Source organism: Xanthomonas nasturtii (genome assembly GCF_023337365.3).
Classification (GTDB): domain Bacteria; phylum Pseudomonadota; class Gammaproteobacteria; order Xanthomonadales; family Xanthomonadaceae; genus Xanthomonas; species Xanthomonas nasturtii.
Genome location: NZ_CP142084.2, coordinates 3,353,015 through 3,371,766 on the forward strand (window position 1 = coordinate 3,353,015; position 18,752 = coordinate 3,371,766).

Consider the following 18,752-nt stretch of genomic DNA (forward strand, 5'->3'; position numbering starts at 1 on the left):
GCATCAGTAGAAAGCGACGACTCGGCCCCACCGGAACGCTCGATTTCTGAATCTGAAATCATCAATAGGATCAATATGATGCCCATTCATCTTCCGGCAGTTTGTGCTATTGCAAAGCGCGGCGCTAGAATCGTCGGAGGCAGTGGAACAGGCGGGACAACCATGACAGAAATGCGCACGCGCCGACGGTTCCGACCGTTGGCCATCGGGCTGCTCGGGGCATTACTGCCTCTGGCCCTCTCTTCCACCGCGCAGACACCCGCGCCCACCGCTACTGCGCTGCAGCCGGCCACGCGTGCGCAGTCGCCCACCGCTCCGCTGCCGTATCGCACCTCGCTGCCGGCCGATCAGGTGTTGGCACCGGCCGCCGGTTTCGATGTGGCGGCCTTCGAGTCGATGGCGGACCAGTTGACCTACGGCAACCGCGTGCCCGGGATGGCGATGGCCATCGTGCAGGGCGGCAAGGTGCTCAGCGCCCGCGGCTACGGCGTCACCGACGTCAATCATCCGCAGCCGGTCGATGGCCACACCGTGTTTCGTCTGGCCTCGCTGTCCAAAGCCTTCGCCGGCACCATGGCCGGCCTGTTGGTCAACGACGGCGTGCTGCGCTGGGACAGCAAGGTGGTCGACTACGTGCCCGGCTTCCAGCTCAGCGATAACGTGGCGACCCGCCAGCTCACCGTTGCCGAAGTGCTCAGCCATCGCGTCGGCCTGACCCGCAATGCCTACGACCGCGATATCGAATCCAATGTCGACTACTACTCGCTCAGCCACAAGCTGGCAACCGCGCCACTGCGCTGCGCACCTGGCGACTGCTACGCGTATCAGAACGTGGCCTTCAGCCTGGTCGGCGATGTGGTGTTTGCCGCATCGGGCAGCTTCTATGAGCAATCGGTGGAACGCCGCATCTTCAAGCCGCTGGGCATGAACGACGCGAGCATGGGGCTAGCAGGCATCCAGGCCAGCCCGCACTGGGCGCGCCCGCACGTGCGCAGCCGCAATGGCTGGGTGTCGCTGACACCCAAGCCGACCTACTACCGCCTGGCGCCCGCTGCGGGCGTCAACGCCAGCGCCAGCGATATGGCGCAGTGGCTGCTTGCACACACCGGCCATCGCACCGACGTGCTGCCTGCGCCGCTGCTGGCGACGCTGCATGCGCCGCTGATCTCCACGCCGGGCGAAATGCGCTCGGGTTGGCGCCACGAGCGGGTAGATGCGGCCAGCTACGCGCTGGGCTGGCGCGTGTTCGATTACGCCGGCCATCAAGTGGTGTTCCATGCCGGTGCGGTGCAGGGCTACCGCGGTCTGGTTGCGCTGCTGCCCGAGCGTGATCTGGGCATTGCAATCATGTGGAACGGCGAAAGCGGCATGCCCTCGGGCATGCTGCCGACCATCCTGGACCGCGCGCTCGGCCTGCCGGTCAAGCGCTGGCTGGATATCGATGTGGACGGCGACTTCGGTAGCGAGAACATGCTGGCAGAGAAGCCCGACCCGGCTGGCAAGGGCGCGTCTTCCGGCAAGTCGGTGGCGTCGCCGCGCTGAATGGCCTCACTGCACCGACCTGCTGTCGGTGACTGCAGACAAAGGCGGCTTCGGCCGCCTTTGTCGTTTGTGGTGCTTCCGCTCTCGCGTGCGTCGGCCACCCGCAGGCGCGCCGATCGGGTTCAGCTGCCTCACATATGCGAGGCCATCCGTGTCGGGCGCAACTTGGTAGTTGCACGCCCGCTGTAGGCACTGGGTGGTGACAACCTGGAAGGTATCGCATAGAGCGCATGGCAGATGCCGACGGAGCATAGTCGTTGCCACTCAGCAGATCGTTGAAACCCGGCCGGCGCCGCGGATCTCGCACGCGTCTGCCTCTGCGAGCGACACAGGCCAGGATCAACATCGGGCCGTCGGTGCTGCTGGAGAGGTGCTTAGCAGCCGAACGCACGGCCAGGGCCGTATCGATCATCCACCATCGCGGGGCCACGACGCCGGTTGCCAAGCGCGCGATCGACTGCGTTGGCGGATCGGCTGAAGTGAGGCTCAAGGAATCGAGCCATCGCTCGTTCCCTGTCAACGATGGCACCTTCGCACGACCCCAGCGATGCACGTGCGCGTTCTCGACACAAGATAGTGCCCGAAGGACAAGGCACGAAGGGCGCGCGCGATCGCCTTCAGGTCGCCGGCCCGCACTCGGGCACTGACGGCCGTAAATCGCCACACCCCAGGCAATAAAAAAGCTCCCTCCCCGCTGGGCGTCGGGGAGAGAGCTCGATGTTTTACGGCGATCGGGTGTTACAAGATCAGATCAGCGGTGCCGGGGTTGCGGGCAGCGCGACCGGAGCAGCCTTCTTCTTGCGAACGGCCGGCTTCTTCTTGGCGACCTTCTTCACTGCAGACTTCTTGGTAGCAGCCTTCTTGGTGGCGGACTTCTTGGTCGCCTTCTTCGCTACTGCCTTTTTGGCGGTCTTCTTGACGGCTTTTTTAGCGGTCTTCTTCACTGCCTTCTTGGCGGCGGCCTTCTTGGTCGCCTTCTTTGCGGTCTTCTTCACTGCCTTCTTGGCGGTTGCCTTCTTTGCAGTCTTCTTTGCAGTCTTCTTGACCGCCTTCTTGGCAGTCTTCTTCACTGCCTTCTTGGCGGTTGCCTTCTTTGCAGTCTTCTTGACGGCCTTCTTGGCAGCAGTCTTTTTCACTGCCTTCTTGGCGGTTGCCTTTTTGGCGACCTTCTTGACTGCCTTCTTGGCGGCAGTCTTCTTCACTGCCTTTTTGGCAGTGGGTTTCTTTTTCGCAGCTTTTGCAGTGGCCATGTAATTGGCTCCTCGTCAGTGAACTATGGAGGTGAAACGCCCAGTTGAACCAAACCCCGCGACAGCATGCCGTCGTCGGGAACCGTCCGCAGGTGATGCGCGACGGGACGGATACAGAAACACCCGCATCGAACGGCGACACGGGTGCGTAGTCGAAACGACAACTGCTTTCTTGGAGAGAAGCGGACCCGACTCCACCGTGGTTGGCGCTTCGGTGGACATCCGGAACAAGCTTGTCGGCGTGATGTCGATCTTGCTTACTCTCTTCCGCAGCAATGTCTGCTGGGCGAAACCTAATCACGCTTTTTTTTACTGTCAACACTCTTTTGCAATTTTTTTTCAGCCAGGCATCGCGGCATACCGCATCGACGACAGAGAAACAGCATGCTCGCCGGCATGCATGCCTGGCCAATACGCGCGTCACTCCAACAGCGTTTTCAAAAAAGCACTTCTTTTCTGCTGTTTTTTTTCAGCAGTGCACTTGCACACCGGTTCAAGCGCTTCGACGACGCGGCGGAGACATCGACGCGACGGCATTGCTTGCCGCCTGTCCGCCAGCTGAAAATCTTTTATCGACCAGCCGTACTTCCGACGCCGCTTGAGCAGAAATGCGCAAACTTATTGTGTGGTTTGATCGCCATGCATGCGTCCACGCACACCGAACACGGCATGCATCGCACGCGCTGCCGGATGATTGCGACAGGCAACACGGCCGAAAATTTTTCACCGGCTGCACGCCAGATCCTCACGAACGACTCACGTCAGAAATCCGTCGCGCCTGTCGGTGGACGTGCAGTGGCAGCGCGTTCGATCGTTGCTGCCAACACGCCAACCGCAGCCACGCGCCACCACCGCGATCGTCGACGACCGACCGATGGCGTACCCATCGCAGATGGCACTGACGCTGGCATGGTATCGCTGCACCGCTAATGCGCTTCGCTGGCGACGGCGCGCCCCAAAAAAAAATGGCCGCTCTGAGAGCGGCCATCGGTGCCAGCGCGAAGATTGGAGGTCAGTGCTCGTCGTCTTCGAGCAGCTCGGCGTAGTCGTCGGGAGCCAGCAGGTCGTTGAGCTGTTCCTTGTCGTCGATCTCGACGACGAAGATCCAGCCCTCGCCGTAGGCGTCTTCGTTGATGGTTTCCGGCTTGTCGCTCAAGGCGCTGTTGACCTCGACGACGGTGCCGCTGACCGGGCTGTAGACGTCGGAGGCGGCCTTGACCGACTCCACCACCGCAGCGCCGTTGCCGACCTGCACGGTATCGCCGACACCCGGCAGTTCGACGTAGACCAGGTCACCCAGCAAGCCCTGCGCATGGTCGGAAATACCGACGGTCACGCGGCCGTTGCTTTCGACGCGGGCCCACTCGTGGGATTTGAGGAACTTGAGGTCGCCAGGGATCTCGCTCATGGGTGTGCTCCGGGAAAGATGAGGGTTGGGGACAGGTGGCTAGTTTAGACCGCGCGACAAGACAGGTGCACGCGCGTCGGTCTGGTGGTGGATGTTGCAGATGCATGCACGGAGCCGGGCGCGGAGTGCGCGGCCGGCGCCGCACGCTTCAGGGCCGCTCTCAGTCGCCGAGCACGCCGGGCTGTGCCTGGCCGTCGCGCACGAAGGGAAATTTCACCGCGCGCAACGGCACCTGCTTGCCGCGGATGTCCACACGCAGCTGCTCGATGCTGCCGGCCGGCACGCGTGCGAAGGCAATCGCCTTGCCCAGCGTTGGCGAAAATGTGCCGGACAGGATTTCGCCTTCGCCACTGCCAGTGAGCACGGTCTGGCCATGTCGCAGCACGCCCTTCTCGTCCATCACCACACCGATCAGCTGGCGCGGTGCGCCTTGTGCTTTTTGCGACTCCAGCACGCTGCGGCCGATGAAGTCGCGGCCTTCGTCCAGGGTGATCGTCCAGGCCAACGCCGCCTCGTAAGGTGTGACCGCATCGTCCATGTCCTGACCGTAAAGATTCATGCCGGCTTCCAGCCGCAAGGTGTCGCGTGCACCCAGGCCGGCCGGCTTGACGCCCTGGGTGAGCAGCGCATTCCAGAACGCGACTGCAGCGTCCTGCGGCAACACGATTTCGAAACCGTCTTCGCCGGTGTAGCCGGTGCGCGCAAGAAACAGTTCGATGCCATCGCGCGAACGCGTCTGCAGTGCGGCGAAACGGCCGAGCTTGCTCGCCGCTGCGGTGTCGGCCGGGTCCAGCAGGTCGATGACCTTGGTGCGCGCGTTGGGGCCTTGCACGGCGATCATCGCAAAGTCGCTGCGCTCTTCCACGCGTACCTCGAAGCGCGCGGCCTGCTCGCCGATCCACTGCAGGTCCTTTTCGCGGGTGGCGGCGTTGACGACCAGGCGGAAGAAGTCTTCGCGCATGTAATAGACGATGAGATCGTCGATCACCCCGCCCTGCGGATTGAGCATGCAGGTGTACAGTGCCTTGCCGGCGACCTTGAGCTTGTCCACCGAGTTGGCGAGCAGGTAGCGCAGGAACTCACGCACGCGCGCGCCGTGCAGGTCGACCACGGTCATGTGGCTGACATCGAACATGCCTGCGTCGCGGCGCACCTGATGGTGCTCGTCCAGTTGCGAGCCGTAGTGGATCGGCATGTCCCAACCGCCGAAGTCGACCATCTTGGCGCCGAGCGCACGATGGGTGTCATTGAGGATGGTCTTCTGGGTCATGAGCGCCGTTCCAAGGAAAAGACGCCCATTATCGCTGCCCTGCCGCGCCTGGGGGAACGGCATGCAGGCAGCCGCGTGCATGCGAGGGAAAACCAACCGCGTTGCGCACGCGCGGCACCAGGCTACGCCGCGCTGCAGCAATGCAGGCGTCGGCATGGCAGCGCGCCTCGCCCGCACGGATCAATCGGCGGGTTGCACCAGCAAGGTCATGGCATCGACACCGACGATGCGCACCGGCATGCCGGCCGACAGGTCCGGACCGCCGACCACCCAGAACGCATCGTCGACCCTGGCGCGACTCCCTGCGCGCGGCGGTATCGGCGGCACGCGCACGGCGGGCGCGTCGGGCTTGCCAATCGCCTCCTTGGCCAGCTCGGCGATACCGGCGATCGAGCCGATGATGCCGCTGGATTCCATCGGCATCAGCACGAATTTCTGGTCGGGCGCGGTGGCCAGCGCCTTGAACGCTTCCACATACGTCTGTGCGACGAAATAGTTGAAGGCCTGCACGCTGCCATTGGCGATCGCGTCGGACACTACCTGGGTGACGCGCGCCTCGGCCAGACGTTCGCGGCGCGCGTCGGTGTCGCGGAACGCTATCAGGCGCTACGCGGCGAGAACATGATGATCGCCATGCCGAGCAGGCAGCAGGCGGCGCCGAGCAGGTCCCAACGCGTCGGCGTCACCCGGTCCACCCACCACAACCACAGCAGCGCACTGGCGATGTAAACGCCACCATAGGCTGCGTACACCCGGCCGCTGGCCTCCGGATGCAGGCTCAACAGCCACACGAAGATCGCCAGGCTCAACGCGGTGGGCAGCAACAACCACGCGCTGCCGCCCTTGCGCAGCCACAGATACGGAAGGTAGCAACCGACCAATTCGGCGAGCGCGGTTGCCGCGAACAGCAGCAGCGTGATGGGCGTGGTATTCATGCGGGACGTGGTTTATTGGCACCTGGAGTGTCGAGCGTCGCTGGATGCATGTGCGCGCGCTCGGCAGTTTGCGTGCAACCAGCGGGGTGAACGGTGCTAGCGCTGTCGCCAGGCGGTTGGTCGGACACCGCTGCGGCTCTGGTGGGTGCGTGGCTGGTGGGTGCGTGGCTGGTGGAACCATCGCCTGCCGGACTGTCGATGGCCGAGGCATCGCCGCCTCGTTCGCCACGCTTGACCTGCTGCCACAGCGCTTCCTGATCGCTTAGCGACAACGCATTCAATGCAGTGCCGGCCGCGTGCGCCTGTGCTTCCATCGCACGGAAGCGACGTTCGAATTTGAGGTTGGCGTGCCGCAGCGCAGCGCCCACATCGACCTTGGCGTGCCGCGCCAGATTGGCGCAGACGAACAAGACATCGCCAAGTTCGTCTTCCAGCCGCGCCTGATTGTCGAGCACCGGGCCGCGCGCGAATTCCACGCGCAGCTCTTCGATTTCTTCCTGCAGTTTCTCCAGTACCGGTGCCGGGCCGGGCCAATCGAAGCCGACCCGCGCCGCACGCGCCTGCAACTTGGTGGAGCGCTGCCATTCGGGCAGACCGCGCGCGATGCCGGCGAGTGCGGAGTCGTCCTGGTTGCCGGCGGCGCGACGTTCCTCGCGTTTGATCTGCTCCCAGGTGGCGCTCACCGCCTGCGCATCGTCGAGCTGCTGATCAGCAAACACATGCGGGTGACGACGCACCAGCTTGTCGCTGAGCGTGGCGACCACGTCGGCGAAACCGAAGGCACCCTGCTCGGCTGCCATCTGCGCATGGAAGACGACCTGCAATAGCAAATCGCCCAGTTCGTCGCGCAGGCCCGCCAGGTCGTTGCGGTCGATCGCATCGGCCACTTCATAGGCTTCTTCGATGGTGTACGGCGCGATGCTGGCGAAAGTCTGCTGCACATCCCAGGGGCTGCCATGGTCGCGATCGCGCAGGCGCGCCATCAGCTGCAACAGCTGCTGGATGTCGCCGGTCGGCGGGGTCTGGGGCATCGTGTGTTCCTGGAACCTTGAGAGTGAGTGCGCTGCCGGCGGTACGTCGCACGTGGGGCGATGTCATCGCATGCTGCAGCACGACCCCGCATGCAACCGCGCACGGGCACCCAAGTGTACCTTTCAGGTCGTCCGCTTCTTGCGCGGCTGCGGCGTAGGCATAGCCGCAGCAGTCCAACGCGCGCGTGGCAGCGCGTCGCGCCAGCACGGTGTCGCGCGCTGTCCTCCACGCGCACCACTCACGCCAGCCAATCGCGCCAGGGCAGATTGGGGTCGCCCAGTGCGATGAAGTCGCCATTGAGCAAGGTATCGCGGCGGTTGTAGCGGAACGGTTTGCCGCTGCCACCGGCCAGCAATACGCCGCCGGCCGCATGCAGCACGCACTGCCCGGCGGCGGTGTCCCACTCGCAGGTGGGGCCGAAGCGTGGATAGACATCCAGGTCGCCTTCGGCGATACGGCAGAACTTCAACGACGACCCTTGCGCCACCACCTCGATCTCGCCCATGCGTTCCAGTGCGGCGGCGGTGCGCGCGTCGCGGTGCGAGCGGCTGGCGGCCACGCGCAGCGGCATGGCCGCCGGGGTGCGGGTGTGCAGCATCTCGTCGCGGTCGCCGTCGCGGCGGAAAGCGTTCTCGCCGCGTGCGGCATACCAGACCCGCCCATCGACAGGCGCCTGCACCACCCCCAGCACCGGCGCGCCCATATGGATGAGTGCGATGTTGACGCTGAACTCGCCATTGCGCTTGACGAACTCGCGGGTGCCATCCAGCGGATCGACCAGCCAGTAGCTGGTCCAGTACTGCCGCTCTTCCCAGGCAACGTGCGCAGACTCTTCCGACAGCACCGGCACATCCGGGGTGATGCGGCGCAAGCTCTCGACGATGACCCGATTGGCGGCCAGGTCGGCCTGGGTCAGCGGGCTGGCGTCGTCCTTGATCTCGACAGCAAAGTCCTGTGCGTATACCTGCATGATGGCCTCACCCGCTTCGCGGGCGATGGCGATCACGGTTTCGCGCAATTCCATCGGGATGCGGATCACCGGTTGCGCTCCAGCCATTCGCGCGCAATGAACAATGCGGCCAGCGAGCGGCCTTCGGAGAAATCTTCGCGCAGCATCAAGTCGTCCAGACGGGCGATCGGCCAGGGAATCACGTCCATCTCTTCCGGCTCGTCGCCGACCAGGCGTTCGGGGTAGAGGTCGCGCGCCAGCACCAACCAGGATTGGTGACTCATATAAGTAGGAGCGAGCGTCATCGCGCGCAACACCTGCACCTGGCGCGCGCCGTAGCCGGCTTCTTCCTTGAGCTCGCGGTCGGCGGCCTGCTCCGGCGTCTCGCCCGCATCGATGCGGCCCTTGACCAGACCCAGTTCATAGCGATGCACGCCGGCGGCATATTCGCGCACCAGCAGCACGGTCTGCGCATCGAGCATCGGCACCACCACCACGGCCCCATGGCCCTGGCTGAGTTGACGTTCGTAGATGCGCCGCTGCCCGTTGGAAAATTCCAGATCCAGCTGCTGGCGACGGAACGGCCCCTCGCCCAGATCGGTGATCTTGTGGATGGTCGGCAGGCGCGGGCTCATGCGTCGCACGCAGCCGCGGAGCGGGCCGATAGAATAGGAGGATGCATCGACATGTTCATGAACCCGAAATCCTAGCAGACCCTGCAGCCGCACAAACTGCCGAACATTGGCGGCAACGCGATCTTGCAGTGCTGTGGCACCCCTGCACGCAGATGCGCGAGCATCCGCACACGCTTCCGTTGGTGCCAATCGCGCGTGGCGACGGCGCGTGGCTGGTCGGCCATGACGGCCGCCACTATCTGGACGCAGTCAGCAGCTGGTGGACCAACCTGTTCGGCCATGCCGAACCGCGCATCGGTGCGGCCATCGCGCGCCAGGCCGGCGAGCTGGAGCAGGTGATGCTGGCCGGCTTCACGCATGCCCCGGCCGTGCAACTGGCCGAGCAGCTGCTGGCGATCGCGCCGCGCCAGGCAGGGCGCGCGCCGCTGGCCAAGGTGTTCTATGCCGACAACGGATCGGCCGGCGTGGAGGTCGCGCTGAAGATGGCCTTCCACTATTTCCACAATCGTGGCGAGCACCGGCGCACGCGCTTTGTCGCCCTGGAGAACGGTTACCACGGCGAAACCATCGGTGCGCTATCGGTGGGCGACATCCCGCTGTATCGGCGCGTGTATGCGCCGCTGCTGTTGGAGTCGATATTTGCGCCCTCGCCCGATGCCTACCTGGCCGAGCCCGGGCAAAGCGCGGAAGACTACGCATTGCAGGCCGCCGATGCGCTGCAGGCACTGTTCGAACGATCGCCCGGCGAAATCTGCGCGCTGATTCTGGAGCCGCGCGTGCAATGTGCCGGCGGCATGCGCATGTACCACCCGGCCTATCTGCGTCGCGCGCGCGAGTTATGCGATACGCATGGCGCGTTTTTGATCGCCGACGAAATCGCCACCGGCTTCGGCCGCACCGGCACCCTGTTCGCCTGCGAACAGGCCGGCGTGATGCCAGACCTGCTGTGCCTGTCGAAGGGGCTGACCGGCGGCTTCCTGCCGCTGTCGGCGGTGCTGGCCACGCAGCAGTTGTACGACGCGTTCCTGGACGATTCGCGCGAGCGTGCCTTCCTGCATTCGCACAGCTACACCGGCAACCCGCTGGCATGCGCGGCGGCGCTGGCGACGTTGCAGATCTTCGCAGACGACGAGGTGATTGCGCGCAACCAGCACACGGCCGCGCGCATGCGCGAGCTGGCTGCGCAAATCGGCGAACACCCGGCCGTGGCGGACGTGCGCCAGGCCGGCATGATCGTGGCCTTTGAACTGACCCAGGGCGGCGACAAGCGCACCCCGTTCCCGTCTGCGGCGCGGGTTGGGCTGAAGGCCTATCGCGCCGCGCTCGACAAGGGCGTGGTGCTGCGCCCGCTCGGCGACGTGCTGTACTGGATGCCGCCGTATTGCGTGGACGACGCGCAGCTTGCGCTGCTGGCCGAGACCACGCGCCATGCCATCGCGGAGGCGGTCGCATGCGCCTGACCCGTTCGCATGTCGCGCTGCCGCTGCACTGCGACCAGGAAGTGACGCTGCCGGAAGAGTCGGCCAACCACCTGCTGCGGGTACTGCGGCTACGCGAGGGCGATACCTGCATCCTGTTCAACGGCGACGGCAGCGACTACCACGCGCGCATCACCGTGGCCGGCAAGCGCGAGGCGCGCGCGCTGGTGGAACGCGTGGAGGCGCTGTCCAACGAGTCGCCCTTACGCATCACGCTGCTCCAGGGCATCGCACGCGGCGAGAAGATGGATCTGGTCCTGCAAAAAGCCACCGAGTTGGGCGTTGCGGCCATCGTGCCGGTCAATGCCGAGCGCACCGAGGTCAAGCTCGATGCAGCACGCATGGAAAAACGTGTCGCGCATTGGCGCAGCGTGGTGGTGTCGGCCTGCGAGCAATCCGGTCGCGCACGCGTACCAACCGTCGCAGCGCCGCTTGGCTTGCAAGAGGCAGCGCAGGCCAGCGACCTACAGGCGCGACGGCTGACACTGGACCCGCAGGGCGAGCATCGCCTGTCCACGCTGAGTGCGGATGTCGCGCAAGGGATCATCGTGGCGATTGGGCCGGAAGGCGGCTGGTCGCCGCGCGATCGCACGATCCTAACCGAGGCCGGTTTTAGCGGCCTGCAACTGGGTCCGCGCATCCTGCGCACCGAAACTGCCGGGCTGGCGGCGATTGCCGCACTGCAGTCGCGGTTCGGGGATCTGTAGCGCGGTGTTGCGGGTCGTGTGATGCCCGCCGTAAATCGTAGAAGCGCGCTGGCGCGCGATGAGGCGTTATCGGGAAAGCCTCATCGCGTCCAAGGACACTCCTACACGAATGCGGAATGCGGAATGCGATCAAATCAGCGGCCGTGCTGCAGAAACCAGCTGGCTGCACCGATGACGCCGAGCTGGCCATGCTCGACGATGCTCACCGGCACCTGCTCCAGCGCTGGACGTAATGCGCCCTTGTCGAGCAGGCGTGCGACAAAGTCGCTGTTGGCAATGAAGGTGGCGATCTGCGGCAGGAACCCGCCAGCCAGATAGACGCCGCTGCGCACGCCATAGAGCAGCATCATGTCGCCGACCACGCTGCCCATGAATCCGCAAAACGCCTGCAATGCATCGTGCGCGAGCCCGTCGTTGCCGGCCAATGCGGCGGCGGTGACATCGGCCGGACCTTGATGCACGGCAGGCTCGCCGCGCAGCGCAGCCAACGCGGTGTAGAGGTTCAACAGGCCCGGGCCGGACAACAAGGTTTCGGTGCCCACGTGCGTGCGCGTGCGGCGCAGTTCCTGCAGCAAGGCCACTTCCAGATCGCTGGCGGCGGCGAGCGCGGCGTGGCCGGCTTCAGTCGGCAACACCATCGGGTTGGCGCCATTGGGAATCCATACCGCCGCACCCAGCCCGGTTCCGGGGCCGAGGACCAGCGCCGGGCCTGCGGCACCTTGCGCAGGGCCGGACAACTGCATGACCTGATTGCCGGCCATGTAATTGGCGGCGTAGGCGACCGCTTCGAAATCGTTGACCAGGTGCAAGGCCTGCATGCCGAGCTGGCGGCGAATCTGCTCCGGCGCCAGTACCCACGGCAGGTTGGCCGTGATCACGGAGCCGTCTTCCAGCGCATAACCGGCACTGGCGATCACGCCGCGGCGTACCGGCGCGCATTGCAGCTCGGCAAAGAACGCGGACATGATCTCGGCCAGGCCTGGGTAATCGGCGCAGCGATACTTGCGGTAGTCCAGCACCGTGACCGGCTTGCGCGCATCGGCGCTTGCGCAGACCAGTGCCAGGCGCACATGCGTCCCTCCCACGTCTGCGGCAACGAAGGTGTCGGGGCGCGGAAAGGACACCGCTTCCATTGGGCTGCTTGCGCTCACGCATTCTCCTGATAAGTGGCAGCGGGCTGGCGTCTTGTCCCGTTGTCCGACGAACGGCAGTGGGTAGACAACGTTGTCAGTATTCGCCCCGTAACGCAACCACGGCGACCACGTGCAGCGGGATTTCCCGCCCCGCCCATCATCCACGAAAATTCCGCACGAATCACGGCGATTTACGCACAAAAACCCGAGCGGACGCGAGCGAAGGCCGCACAGCGATTGAAGGCTTCAATTGCGCACACGATGCCTAACCTCACGTGCGCGCAAGCTCTCACCGACTTCGACACCGACGTCCAAAAAAATGCTGCGTCGCAGCGCAATCGCAGCCGCATCAGAGATCTGTGACGATGTGTTGACAACGCTGTCAGCGCTACGCGAGACTCGACCCAAATCGAGGTTCTGGCAGGAGGGGCCAGGAACTGTTCGGTACTGACGAACGGCGCTTCCCTCGCCTGCATGCCCAGATTCGCGAGTGGCACGTCGCCAGACGTTCGACTCGCCGATGTCGCATTCGCTCTACCGTTTCACCACACGGGGGACACCTCCTCTACCACGCGAATCGACACCACCTGCTGCCCTTGCGGAGCAAATGAGTGCGACCACCGCGATCGGTCAGGACGTGTTGTTTTGCCGGCCACGCCGAGCGCTTGACGCCTTGAAGAAGGCCGCGCGCTCACAGCACTAACCAAAGAGGTTTAGCCATGCACAGCCGCACCACGACGTTAGCACTCTGTATCACCGCCGCTCTGTACTGCTCCGGCTCTGCAATGGCTGCCGGACAAGAACAACAAGCCCCGGCCAGCGCGCCGTCGGCCACCACCGAGCTGGACACCATCACCGTCACCGGCTACCGCGCGTCGCTGGAGAAGAGCCAGGCGGTCAAGCGTTCGGCCAACGCCATCGTCGATGCGATCAGCGCCGAAGACATCGGCAAGTTCCCGGACATCAATGCCGCTGAATCGCTGTCACACCTGCCGGGCATCACCGTCGACCGCCAGTTCGGCGAAGGCGAAAAAGTCAGCATCAACGGCACCGACCCGGCCTTGAACCGCGTGCTGCTCAACGGCCAGACCATTGCCTCGGGCGACTGGGGCGGCAATCCCACCGACACCAGTGGCCGTACCTTCAACTACACCCTGCTGTCGCCGGAAATCATCGGCCTGATGGAGGTCTACAAGACCCCGGAAGCGCGCATCGACGAAGGCTCGATCGGCGGCACCGTGATCGTGCATACCCGCAAGCCGCTGGACCTGCCCAAGAACACTATCCGCGGCTCGATCGGCTACAACTACAACGACCGTTCGGAAGAAGGCAATCCGCGCGGTTCGGCGCTGTGGAGCTGGAAGAACGACGACGAGACCTTCGGCGCGTTGATCTCCGCCACGCACGACAAGCAGGACCTGGCACGCGCCGGTATCGAATACTTCGGCTACACCACCGGCGCCGGCATTCCGCCCACCGCCACCATCACCGGCGACGGCAGCGATGTGGCCACCGCACGCGTACCGGCCGGCATCAGCAGCGCGTTCTTCCAGCAGACCCGCGAGCGCAGTGGCCTGCAGGGTGCGTTGCAGTGGAAGCCGAACGAGCAGAACGAATTCAACCTGACCGGCTTGTACATCAAGGGCAAGTACAACAACTTCAGCCAGGCGCGTTACGTGTGCCCGGCGTGTAATGACGACCGCCAGAAAATCACCAGAGCCAACGTGGAAAACGGTGTTGTCACCTCGGCCACGGTGAGCGATGGCGCAGCGGGTCAGCCATATGCGCAACTGGATGCCAACTACCGCGAGAGCACCGTCACCACCAAGAGCCTGAACCTGCGTCACGACTGGTCCGGCGAAAAGTGGGTGTTCACCACCCAGGGCGGTTACACCGAAGCCACCGGCGGCAAGAACCCCGAATACCTGATGAAGTTCCTGATGCAGGACGGCGGTTACAACTACGCCTTCGATGGTCGGAGCACCGCAGTGAACTACGATAACGGCGGCGCCTCGAACTGGGTGTTGCCGGGAAATCCCGCCGGCCTGGCGCCCGGCCAGGAGGGCAATGTTCCGGGCACCACGACTGGCATCATGCAGGCTGGCGGCATCGCCTACCAGGAGAGCCTGGACGAGGAAAAATACTTCCAGTGGGATGCCGCACGCGATCTGGAATGGGGCCCGTTCACCAAGCTGCAGTTCGGCTACAAGTACATCAACCACGACAATGGCGTGGATGCACGCGGCAACCGTATCAACTCCACTGACACGGTGGCGTTGACACAGTTCAATCCGGGCATCACGCCCAGCAGTCTTTACGACGGTCTGGGTGCCAGCGGCGACCTGACCACCTGGCCAACTGCAGGCCTCGGTGCCGTGCGTAATTACCTGCTGTCGCAGCCGCAGGGACCTTATCGGACCGACTTCGGCGCGTCGTTCCAGGTCGGGGAGATCACCCAGAACATCTACACGCAATTGAATTACGAAACCGGCAAGATCCGCGGAAACGTCGGTGTGCGCCTGGTGGATACCACCAACAAATCCGAGTTTTGGCAAAGCAACGACGGCGGCGCAAACTTCAACCGTGTTGCCGAAACCAACGACTATCGCAAGGCGTTGCCGAGCTTCAATATCGCCTATGACATGACCGAAGACAGCGTACTGCGCTTCTCGGCAGCCAAGGTGATCGCCCGTCCGCGCTACTCCGATCTGGCCGGCACTTTCACCATCAACAGCGGCACCGGCGATCTGACCGCCAGTGGCGGCAATCCGAATCTCAACCCTTATGAGTCCACCAACTATGACGTGGCGGCCGAGTGGTATTTCGCACCGTCCAGCATGTTGTCCGGTGAAGTGTTCTATCGCGACATCAGCTCCTACATCGTCAGGACCACGGCCAGCCAGCAGTTGAATCCAGCACCGCCTGCAGTGGCTGGCGTGTATCAGGTCACTACGCCGATCAACGTGTCCGACGCCAAGGTCAAGGGTGTGGCGGTGAATTACCAGCAGACCTTCGGTTTGGGTTTTGGCTTGCAGGCCAACTACACGTTTGCCGAATCCGATTCCAGCTCCGGCTTGAACCTGCCATACCTGTCGCGTGACACCTATAACGTGATCCCGTATTGGGAACACGGCGACTGGATGGTGCGTATGAACTATAGCTATCGCTCCAAGTACTTTACCCAGATCGGCCGCTTGGCGTCGAACGACTTTGCAGACGCTTACAAGCAGCTGGATTTGAGCGCCTCGTATCAGATCACCGACTACATGGGCATCACCTTCGGCGCCACCAACCTGCTGGATTCAACCTACCGACTCTTCAGCAACACGCGTGATACCCCAACGGCGTTCTACAAGAACGGCCGCGGCTACCAGGCCCAGTTGAACTTCAAGTTCTGATGTAGCACCGGCGCGCCACCGCCCCTCCACGGTGGCGCGTTTTTTTTGACCCGACCGTTGCACGCAACGGTCGGGTTGATGTTGTACCAAGGAGTGGTACTGGCCACGCCCCTTCGCAGCTGAGGGAGCATGGCCAGGCCCGCTTTTGCCATCCACGCGCGGCCGCAGCATGACCGACGCGTCTCGCTTACAGGAGTGCAGTTCCCATGACGACCGATAGCCGCGTGTTTGCGGCTCCATCCCGCCGCCACGCCGGAGCTGCACCCAGGAGTCGAGCGCTCGCGTTCGCTCTGCTGCTTGCGTTGCCCGCCGTGCAGGCGAGTGCCGCGCAATCGCCGACCGCGCCGACCGCTACCACGCTCAGCCCCGAGGCCATCGACCAGCAGTGGCTCGATGCCACCGCCAAGTACGCGCCCGAACGCGAGCGTCTGGTGCGCGAAGCCGAAGCCGGCGCACGCAAGGGTCCGTTCCGTCCCGACTGGGCCGCACTGAAGGCGTATCAGTCGCCGGCGTGGTACGACAACGCCAAGTTCGGCATCTTCATCCACTGGGGCGTGTTCTCGGTGCCGGCGTTCGGCAGCGAGTGGTATTCGCGCAATATGTATCTGCAAGGTTCCAAGGAATTCGCCCATCACGTCGCCACCTACGGGCCGCAGGCCAGCAGCGGCTACAAGGATCTGATTCCCAAGTTCACCGCGCCCAAGTTCGACCCCAATGGCTGGGCCAGGTTGTTCCGTGAGTCCGGCGCGCGCTATGTGGTGCCGGTGGCAGAGCACCACGACGGCTTCGCGTTGTACGACTCCAAACTCTCCGACTGGACCGCGATGAAGATGGGGCCCAAGCGCGACCTGCTGGGCGAGCTGTCCAAGGCGATCCGCGCGCAGGGGCTGCACTTCGGCCTGTCGTCGCATCGTGCCGAACACAATTGGTTCTTCGACGGCGGGCGCACCTTCGACTCCGACGTCAACGACCCGCGCTATGCGGCGCTGTACGGCCCGGCCCAGGTGCGCCTGCCGGGCAAGGACGATGCCGATGTGGCCAACGACTGGACGCCGGTCTCGCAAGCCTGGCTGGACGATTGGCTGGCGCGTACCACCGAGTTGATCGACACCTATCAACCGGACCTGATCTATTTCGATTGGTGGATTGCCCACCCCACCTTCCGGCGCAGCCTGCCGACGATGCTGGCGTACTACTACAACCAGGGCGCAGCGCGGACCGAGGCCGACCGCGGCGTGGTGGTGAACTACAAGCTGGGCGCCTTCCCCGAAGGCGCCGGCACGCTGGATATCGAGCGCGGCCAGCTGACCGGCATCCATCCCACCCACTGGCAGACCGATACCTCGGTGAGCAATGCCTCGTGGGGCTACATCGAAAACGACACCTACAAGTCGCCCACCTTCATCATCCACATGCTGGCCGATGTGGTGGCCAAGAACGGCAACCTGATGCTCAACATCGGCCCGCGTGCGGATGGCTCGATCCCGGACACCGAGCGCGGCATCCTGCTTTCGATCGGTCGTTGGCTCAAGACCAACGGCAGCGCGATCTACGACAGCACGCCGTGGCGCGTGTATGGCGAAGGCCCCACCGAAGTGGTGGGCGGCACCTTCCAGGACGTCAAGACCAAGCCATATACGGCCGAAGATTTCCGTTTCACCACCCGCGATGGCGCGCTGTATGCGATCGAGCTGGGTTGGCCGAGCAATGGTGAGGCGGTGATCCGCTCGTTGACACCTGCCGATGGCGTGCGCGGCGTGACGCTGCTGGCCAACGGCAAGAAGATCCCGTTCGAACAACGCGCCGATGGCCTGCATCTGCGGCTGCCGGTCAAGCCGGTTGGCGAGAGCGCGTATGTGTTCCGCATCGACCTCTCTTCCCCCACTCCCTGATGGATGTTGTCTTTCATGAGTAAGCGATTGACCTGGATGTTGCTTGCGCTGGCGTTTGCCTGCGCCCCGGCCCTGGCCAAAAATCCCACGGCGTTGTTCTATCTGATGAACACGCAGAAATCGACCAACTCGTTCATCGCCAACGTCGACAAGATCGATGTGGTGGTGCCCACCTGGTACGGCGTGGATCAGAACGGCCTGGTCAACGGCACGCCCAACATGTACCTGTACGACATCGCCAAGCAGCACAAGCTGCGGGTGATGCCGATCCTGTCGATGACCACCGGCCGCGACGGCTTCCACAAGCTGATGCACGATGAGGCGGCCAAGAAGCGCATGATCGAATCGCTGCTGATCCACGGCAAGCGGCACAAGTACTACGGCTTCCAGTTCGATTTCGAAAACATCGCCTGGACCGATCGCGATGCCTACACCTTGATGGTGAAGCAGACCGCCGATGCGCTGCACAAGGCCGGTTTCAAGATGTCGGTGGCAGTGGTGCCCAATGCACCGGGCCATGCCGAAGGCGGCCAGTTTTCCAAGTGGATGTGGGAATACTGGCGCGGTGCGTACGACCTCAAGGCGCTGGGCCAGGCCGCGGATCTGGTCAGCATCATGACCTACGACCAGCACACCCGCTGGACCACGCCGGGCCCGGTCGATGGCATGGTGTGGATGAAGAAGCACCTGGATTACGCCATCACCCAGGTGCCGAAGGAAAAGCTCTCGCTGGGCATCGCCACGTACGGCTACCGCTGGTACACCGGCAACCCGGTGAAGGAAGACGGCACCGAAGCGTCGAACATCGCAGCCGCGTATATCGATGCCGACGAATCCTTCCCGCTGGCGATCGAACAGAACGCCACCGTGCAGTGGGATCCGGTGGAGCAGGAATCGTGGTTCTATTTCTATCGCGACGATATGCGTGAGTGGGTGTTCCGCCCGGACGCGCGCAGCTTCAAGGCGCGTTATGAGCTGACCAAGCAGTACGGCCTGGAAGGTTTCAGCTGCTGGGTGCTGGGCGCCGAAGATCCGAAAGTGTGGGATGAGCTGCCCACCGCGCAGCGCTGACAGCAGCTGACGCAACGCTGCGCATGCGCGCGGGCGAGGCCGGTGCTGGTGG

15 protein-coding genes and 2 pseudogenes are annotated in these 18,752 nt (G+C 63.9%); 7 read left to right on the forward strand and 10 right to left on the reverse strand.

Annotation, left to right across the window (positions count from 1 at the left end; translation table 11 throughout):
* Window positions 1-198 precede the first annotated feature (198 nt).
* Window positions 199-1,542: a serine hydrolase domain-containing protein gene (locus M3O59_RS14645; protein ID WP_181920571.1), complete on the forward strand. Its 1,344-nt coding sequence runs from the start codon at window positions 199-201 to the stop codon at window positions 1,540-1,542.
* 746 nt (window positions 1,543-2,288) lie between these two features.
* Here M3O59_RS14645 and M3O59_RS14650 read toward each other — a convergent pair.
* The gene (locus tag M3O59_RS14650; RefSeq protein ID WP_082925818.1) at window positions 2,289-2,792 is read right to left on the reverse strand and encodes a histidine biosynthesis protein HisIE; all 504 of its coding nucleotides are present in this window, start codon (window positions 2,790-2,792) and stop codon (window positions 2,289-2,291) included.
* 384 nt (window positions 2,793-3,176) lie between these two features.
* Here M3O59_RS14650 and M3O59_RS14655 point away from each other — a divergent pair, with 384 nt between their 5' ends.
* A complete protein-coding gene (locus M3O59_RS14655) occupies window positions 3,177-3,722 on the forward strand; it encodes a hypothetical protein (RefSeq protein ID WP_116905971.1) in 546 nt (181 codons plus the stop codon).
* A gap of 82 nt (window positions 3,723-3,804) precedes the next feature.
* Here the strand turns inward: M3O59_RS14655 and gcvH are convergent, their stop codons facing one another.
* The 8 genes and pseudogenes from gcvH to nudE form a co-directional block, all read right to left on the reverse strand.
* On the reverse strand, window positions 3,805-4,200 hold the full coding sequence (gene gcvH, locus M3O59_RS14660; RefSeq protein ID WP_064633931.1) for a glycine cleavage system protein GcvH: 396 nt from the start codon (window positions 4,198-4,200) through the stop codon (window positions 3,805-3,807).
* Window positions 4,201-4,360: 160 nt separating this feature from the next.
* Window positions 4,361-5,470: a glycine cleavage system aminomethyltransferase GcvT gene (gcvT, locus tag M3O59_RS14665; RefSeq protein ID WP_116905970.1), complete on the reverse strand. Its 1,110-nt coding sequence runs from the start codon at window positions 5,468-5,470 to the stop codon at window positions 4,361-4,363.
* A gap of 180 nt (window positions 5,471-5,650) precedes the next feature.
* Window positions 5,651-5,767 (reverse strand): annotated as a pseudogene (locus tag M3O59_RS14670) (NfeD family protein); the annotation flags it as partial.
* Window positions 5,768-6,067 (reverse strand): annotated as a pseudogene (locus tag M3O59_RS14675) (SPFH domain-containing protein); the annotation flags it as partial.
* 2 nt (window positions 6,068-6,069) lie between these two features.
* A complete protein-coding gene (locus tag M3O59_RS14680) occupies window positions 6,070-6,405 on the reverse strand; it encodes a YnfA family protein (protein WP_116905968.1) in 336 nt (111 codons plus the stop codon).
* Window positions 6,402-7,436 (reverse strand): nucleoside triphosphate pyrophosphohydrolase, encoded by a 1,035-nt coding sequence (gene mazG / locus M3O59_RS14685; RefSeq protein ID WP_116905967.1) that lies wholly within the window; start codon window positions 7,434-7,436, stop codon window positions 6,402-6,404. The genes M3O59_RS14680 and mazG overlap by 4 nt, the downstream gene beginning before the upstream one ends.
* A 239-nt stretch (window positions 7,437-7,675) precedes the next feature.
* Window positions 7,676-8,476 (reverse strand): 3'(2'),5'-bisphosphate nucleotidase CysQ, encoded by an 801-nt coding sequence (cysQ, locus tag M3O59_RS14690; RefSeq protein ID WP_116905988.1) that lies wholly within the window; start codon window positions 8,474-8,476, stop codon window positions 7,676-7,678.
* Entirely contained in the window at window positions 8,473-9,021 is a 549-nt protein-coding gene (gene nudE, locus M3O59_RS14695) for an ADP compounds hydrolase NudE (protein WP_064633673.1), read from the reverse strand. Before nudE ends, cysQ begins: the two co-directional genes overlap by 4 nt.
* Window positions 9,022-9,062: 41 nt before the next feature.
* Here nudE and bioA point away from each other — a divergent pair, with 41 nt between their 5' ends.
* Window positions 9,063-10,481 (forward strand): adenosylmethionine--8-amino-7-oxononanoate transaminase, encoded by a 1,419-nt coding sequence (bioA, locus tag M3O59_RS14700; RefSeq protein ID WP_116905966.1) that lies wholly within the window; start codon window positions 9,063-9,065, stop codon window positions 10,479-10,481.
* Complete coding sequence (locus M3O59_RS14705) at window positions 10,472-11,206, forward strand: 16S rRNA (uracil(1498)-N(3))-methyltransferase (RefSeq protein WP_116905965.1); 735 nt, start codon at window positions 10,472-10,474, stop codon at window positions 11,204-11,206. The genes bioA and M3O59_RS14705 overlap by 10 nt, the downstream gene beginning before the upstream one ends.
* A 134-nt stretch (window positions 11,207-11,340) precedes the next feature.
* Here the strand turns inward: M3O59_RS14705 and M3O59_RS14710 are convergent, their stop codons facing one another.
* A complete protein-coding gene (locus tag M3O59_RS14710; protein WP_181920570.1) occupies window positions 11,341-12,339 on the reverse strand; it encodes a glucokinase family protein in 999 nt (332 codons plus the stop codon).
* 719 nt (window positions 12,340-13,058) lie between these two features.
* Between M3O59_RS14710 and M3O59_RS14715 the strand changes: the two genes are divergently transcribed.
* The 3 genes from M3O59_RS14715 to M3O59_RS14725 all read left to right on the forward strand — a co-directional run bounded on the left by M3O59_RS14715 (window position 13,059) and on the right by M3O59_RS14725 (window position 18,700).
* The gene (locus M3O59_RS14715; protein ID WP_064633665.1) at window positions 13,059-15,737 is read left to right on the forward strand and encodes a TonB-dependent receptor; all 2,679 of its coding nucleotides are present in this window, start codon (window positions 13,059-13,061) and stop codon (window positions 15,735-15,737) included.
* Between the two features lie 206 nt (window positions 15,738-15,943).
* Window positions 15,944-17,629, forward strand: a complete 1,686-nt coding sequence (locus M3O59_RS14720) for an alpha-L-fucosidase (protein WP_064633663.1) — start codon at window positions 15,944-15,946, stop codon at window positions 17,627-17,629.
* 3 nt (window positions 17,630-17,632) lie between these two features.
* Window positions 17,633-18,700: a glycosyl hydrolase family 18 protein gene (locus M3O59_RS14725; protein WP_064633661.1), complete on the forward strand. Its 1,068-nt coding sequence runs from the start codon at window positions 17,633-17,635 to the stop codon at window positions 18,698-18,700.
* Window positions 18,701-18,752: the final 52 nt, after the last annotated feature.